Annotated in this window: 4 protein-coding genes; 1 reads left to right on the top strand and 3 read right to left on the bottom strand. The window is 67.9% G+C overall.

What is annotated here, in order from left to right; translation table 11 throughout:
* Positions 1-180: 180 nt before the first annotated feature.
* Genes EDF51_RS19555 through EDF51_RS19545 form a run of 3 tightly spaced genes read right to left on the bottom strand, consistent with a single transcriptional unit; the run spans position 181 to position 3,108 of the window.
* Positions 181-1,137 carry a DJ-1/PfpI family protein gene (locus EDF51_RS19555; RefSeq protein WP_243692526.1) on the bottom strand — a complete coding sequence of 319 codons (957 nt, stop codon included), beginning with the start codon at positions 1,135-1,137 and terminating at the stop codon, positions 181-183.
* A 10-nt stretch (positions 1,138-1,147) separates the two neighbouring features.
* Positions 1,148-2,320 (bottom strand): MFS transporter, encoded by a 1,173-nt coding sequence (locus EDF51_RS19550; RefSeq protein WP_134196235.1) that lies wholly within the window; start codon positions 2,318-2,320, stop codon positions 1,148-1,150.
* The gene (locus tag EDF51_RS19545; protein WP_134196233.1) at positions 2,317-3,108 is read right to left on the bottom strand and encodes a class I SAM-dependent methyltransferase; all 792 of its coding nucleotides are present in this window, start codon (positions 3,106-3,108) and stop codon (positions 2,317-2,319) included. The genes EDF51_RS19550 and EDF51_RS19545 overlap by 4 nt, the downstream gene beginning before the upstream one ends.
* Before the next feature lie 161 nt (positions 3,109-3,269).
* On the opposite strand from EDF51_RS19545, the gene modA reads away from it, so the two are divergent.
* Positions 3,270-4,085 (top strand): molybdate ABC transporter substrate-binding protein, encoded by an 816-nt coding sequence (modA, locus tag EDF51_RS19540; RefSeq protein ID WP_132100987.1) that lies wholly within the window; start codon positions 3,270-3,272, stop codon positions 4,083-4,085.
* Positions 4,086-4,795 lie beyond the last annotated feature (710 nt).

The raw sequence follows: 4,795 nt of genomic DNA, 5'->3' as shown, positions 1-4,795 counted from the left end.
TAGGCGGAGAACCGGCCGAAGTGCGCAATCCCACTCGCCGCCGCGGCCGTTCCGACTGGCTGATACGGGTTCGCGAGGATCATCTGTCGTGCCCGATGCAACCGCAAGGGCCTCTGCTCACAGCAGGCGGCAAGCGAGCCCGTCGTGGACGACGGCTGTCGTGTAGCGGTGGACCACCGGCTATCGAGACTCCTGGAACGCAGCTCGGTAGGCGGTGGGAGAGGTGCCGATGATGCTGCCGAAGTGGCGACGGAGGTTCGCGTCGGATCGCAGTCCTGTCGCTTCGGCGATCTGCGTCATCGTCAAGTCGGTGCGTTCGAGAAGTTCCCGGGCGCGGTCGATCCTGGCGCGCAAGACCCACTGCATCGGGGTGATGCCGGTGTCGGCAGCAAACCGGCGTGAGAACGTCCGCGCGGACACATTCGACTGACGGGCAAGCGCCGCGAGGGACAGGTCGTCGTCGAGGTGGTCGAGCGCCCAGGCGCGGGTGGCGGCGAAGACGTCGCCGAGGGGTTCTGGGATGGTGCGGAGCACGTACTGGGCTTGGCCGCCGCTTCGGTAGGGGGCGCTGACGAGGCGTCGGGCGACGTGGTTGGCGAGCGCGACTCCGTGGTCGCGGCGGATGAGGTGGAGGCAGAGGTCGATGCCGCTGGCGGCGCCGGCGCTGGTGAGCACGTTCCCGGCGTCGACGAACAGCACGTGCTCGTCGACGTCGACCTCCGGGTACCGGTCGCGGAGGATGTCCGTGTAGTGCCAGTGCGTCGTCGCGCGCCGCCCATTGAGGAGCCCGGCGGCGGCGAGGGTGAACGCGCCTGTCGAGATCGCTGCGATCCGGGCACCGCGTTCGTGCGCTGCGCGGAGCGCTGCGATGACCGCTGGCGGTGTGGTGACCTCGGCGGGGTTCCGGTAGCCGGGGACGAGGATGGTGTCGGCCCAGGTAAGAGTGTCGAGGTCGTGGCTGACGGCGTAGGCGAGGCCGTCCCACCCTTCCACGGTGCCGACCTGTTCGGCGCAGACGCGGGCCTCGTAGGGCATGCTCGGCCGCTTCGCGAACACGTGCGCAGCGATCCCGACGTCGAGCGCTTTCGCGCCGTCGAGAACGAGCACCGCCACTCGGTGGTCGCGGTCTGTGCTCACGCCCTCGAACCTAGCGCGCTGCGTCACGTGCACGGGTGGTGACCGCAGCGGCGGTGGCAAGCACGGTGAGCGCGATGATTGCCGCGGCGATGTACACGGCCCGGTACGGGGCGGGAAACGAGCCGAGTGCGGCGATGAGCAGGCCGGCGAGAACGGCTCCGGCGCGGCGGGTGTTGGTGAAGAGCCCCGATGCGAGTCCGGGGCTCGGGAACACGTCCTGGAACACGGTCAGACCGAGGCCGGCGACGGTCGCGAAGAACCAGGCGTTCAGCGGCTGCAGAACGAGGAGCTGCCACGGCTCATGGGCCAGCGCGACGAAGCCGTAGTACGCGACACCGCATACCCACCCGCCAGCGAGGAGGAGCCGGACGGAGCGGTGTTCCTGGAGCCGACCGATGAGCAGCAGTGCGGGGATCTCGAGGAGGGCGGCAGCGCCGAGCGTGATGCCAGCCCAGATGATCGGAGCCTGGAGGTCGCGGGTGACGAACAGGGTCGCGATAGTGACGGTGGCGATGTTCGTCGCCTGCAGGAGCGTGAACGCTCCGACGACACCCCACCGGTTCCACCCGCGGAGCTGCACCAGCAGCCGTGGCCGAGGTGTGGCGTCATCGGTGCGAATTGTCCCGCGTCGGCGGAGGAGCAGGAGCGCGGTGACGACGTTGACCAGGCCGATGCCGGCAAGGAGCGGCAGCGCTGCCGGGGAGCCTGCCGTTCCAGTGACGAGAGTGGCCAGGGGAGGGCCGATGACCCAGGCGAAAGACACGATCGCACGGGTCCGGATGACCTGCGCCGGTGGTGCGCCTTCATGGCGGAGCTGCGCGAACAGCAGCGTCGATCCGACGCCGGGCGGGCCGCCGAGGATGACCAGGGCGAGCACGACCACCGGGAGCGACGTCGTGACTGCGAGGACCGCCACGAGAGCAACTCCGCCGAGCGCACAGAACACCAGCGGCCGCAGGTAGTTCCGGCTCCGGTCCGCGAGAGTCGGGATGAGCAGGGACGCGGCGAACCCGCCAACGTTGTAGAGCCCCAGGACCCAACCGACCTCGGCCGGCGTCGCGTCGTAGAGGGTCACGAGGAGCACTGCGAGCAGCGGGTTCAGCACCGCGAACTGCAACGCCCAGAACCACGCAGCGACCAGCCACAGCGCCTTCCCCTGCCGCTGTACCGTTTCTGTCTTCACGGGTGGCCCACCACGAGGCGCAGCGACCCGTCGAACGTCGGCTGGGCGCGCAGGTGTCCGTGCTGGGCGTCCCACGCGACCGTCTCGAGGTCGGCCCGCAGCGCGCGCTCGAAGCGTGCCTCGACGTCCGGACCGACGAAGCTCCAGGCGGAGTTCGCGCGCCTGGCGCCGGGGTCGAGGAGCGCTTCGGGGCGGCCGTAGTACGCCTCGCTGAATCCGTCGACGCATTCGAGTGGGATCGGTACGGACGCCACGGTGACGGTTCCGCCGAGTCCTGCTCGGAGGTTGTCGATCGACGGGTATCGGCTGGCTTCCGTGGCGATGACCTCGAGTGCGTAGTCGTTGATCCACGACCGGGTGAGCGCGGACGGGTCGCAGGTGAGGATCACGACAGGCCCGCGGGTCACCCGGCGAACCTCGTGGAGCCCAGCCGGCAGGTCCCGCCACTGATGGACGGTGAACGACGCCAGGGCCGCGTCGAAGCTGTCGTCACCGAACGGAAGGTCCTCCGCGGTCGCATCGACCGCGGGCACCGACCCTGCGGGGCGTTGCGCACGCATCGTGGCGCTCGGCTCTACAGCGGTCACGTCGAGGTCGGTCGGTTCGTAGGAGCCCGCACCAGCACCGACGTTCACGAGCGTTCGAGCATTGCCGAGTGCAGCCTGGATCGCCGCGGTGAACGCGGGCTCCGGACGCCGGTACTGCCCGTACCCGGCCCCGATCACGCCGTAGTTCGCATCGCCGGCACTGCCATCGGACCCGCTCGTCACTGAACGCTCATCTGTCATGACATCAGCCAACCGCCGAGCCCAAGGACGCCGCCAGCGGTAATCAGGACGACGGACGTACAGATCACGCCAACCCATGACCACCGGGGCAACCGCATCTTCGTGTTGAATGGCAAAACATCGCCGCATTTGCGGCGCAACCTGTCGAACGGAACCCCGTCATGCCGCACCGCGCCACCCGCCTGCCGACCCTCCTGACCGCGGTCGCCGCGGCGTCGCTGCTGCTTACGGCGTGTTCCGCCGGCAGCACGACAGCCAGCTCGTCGTCGCCGTCGCCGTCCTCGTCCTCGTCCTCGTCCTCTGCGATGGGTTCGATCACAGTGTTTGCGGCAGCGTCGTTGCAGAAGACGTTCACCGAGCTGGGGAAGCAGTACGAGGCCGCACACCCGGGTACGACGATTGAGTTCTCCTTCGCCGGTTCCAGTGACCTCGTGACGCAGATCCAGAACGGCGCACCGGCCGACGTATTCGCGTCGGCTGACGAGAAGAACATGGACAAGCTCGCCACGAACGACCTCCAGGGCTCACCGGCGGACTTTGCGAAGAACACGCTTGAGATCGCGGTCGCGCCCGGCAACCCGAAGAAGATCACCGACTTCAAGGACCTCACCAACGCCGGCGTGCAGGTCGTCACGTGCGCCAGCCCGGTCCCGTGCGGTGCCGCTACCGAGAAGGTCGAGCAGGCGACCGGGGTCACGTTGAAGCCCGTCAGCGAGGAGCAGTCCGTCACCGACGTGCTCGGTAAGGTCAGCTCCGGGCAAGCAGACGCAGGCCTGGTGTACGTCACCGACGTCAAGGGCGCGGCTGGCAAGATCGACGGGGTGACATTCAAGGACGCATCAAGCGCCGTCAACACTTACCCGATCGCGGTGCTCAAGGAGAGCAAGAACCCCGACCTCGCCGCCTCGTTCAGCGACTACGTCCGCTCCGACGCCGGACAGAAGGTGCTCCAGGAAGCCGGCTTCCAAGCCCCCTGAAAACCGAGGCAGGCCGTCCGGTGACCCATCGCCGAGCGGGACAGGCATCCTGCGAGATGTTCGGCTATCGGGGTGCCGGTTCCCATGACGCTGATTACCAGCGATCAGGTCGCTCGTCATGGCCGGTCGCCGCCACAAAGTCGTACGCTCAGGGCGTGGATGCTCGACTCAGCTCCGGGTGCACGGACCACCCTGGCTATGGGCTTGTGCGCTGGACGGCCCGAGAACTGACGCTCCCGGACGGCAGTGTGTTCGCAACCGTCCTTGACACCGCGACGGACAGTGAGGGCATACCCCTCAGCGAAGCGGGCCGCAGCGAACTCATCTTCTGGGAGAGCATGACCGCGTAGCGATCCTCCCAGGGACCCTCACTGCTCCGCGGAAAGGACGACACTGCGGGCTCGCCAACAGCTCCCCCAAGCCCTCTGCCACGCGCTGCGTCCCACAAACCGTCAAGACCACTCGACGAACCGCCAGCCAGGCCCAGACGACATTCCGAGACAAGCGGCACCCGCTTGGATGCTGATGTCACCGACATGGCAATGTGTCTCACGGCTGCATCTCGGAAAACTAAAGCTTTTTAGGACGACAGCCCAGTATTGCCATCAGGCGCAGCTGGTGCGGCCGAGTCCGAGGAAGCGGACGGTGCTGATGCGGACGCTGCTGGCGGAGGTCGTCGTCCACGTCGAGGTGACGTCGGCGCGGACGGT

Source organism: Curtobacterium sp. PhB25 (assembly GCF_004365375.1).
In the GTDB taxonomy this organism is placed as follows: Bacteria; Actinomycetota; Actinomycetes; order Actinomycetales; family Microbacteriaceae; genus Curtobacterium.
Note: the sequence above shows the minus strand (reverse complement) of the source record. Positions and strands in the feature narration are given on the sequence as shown.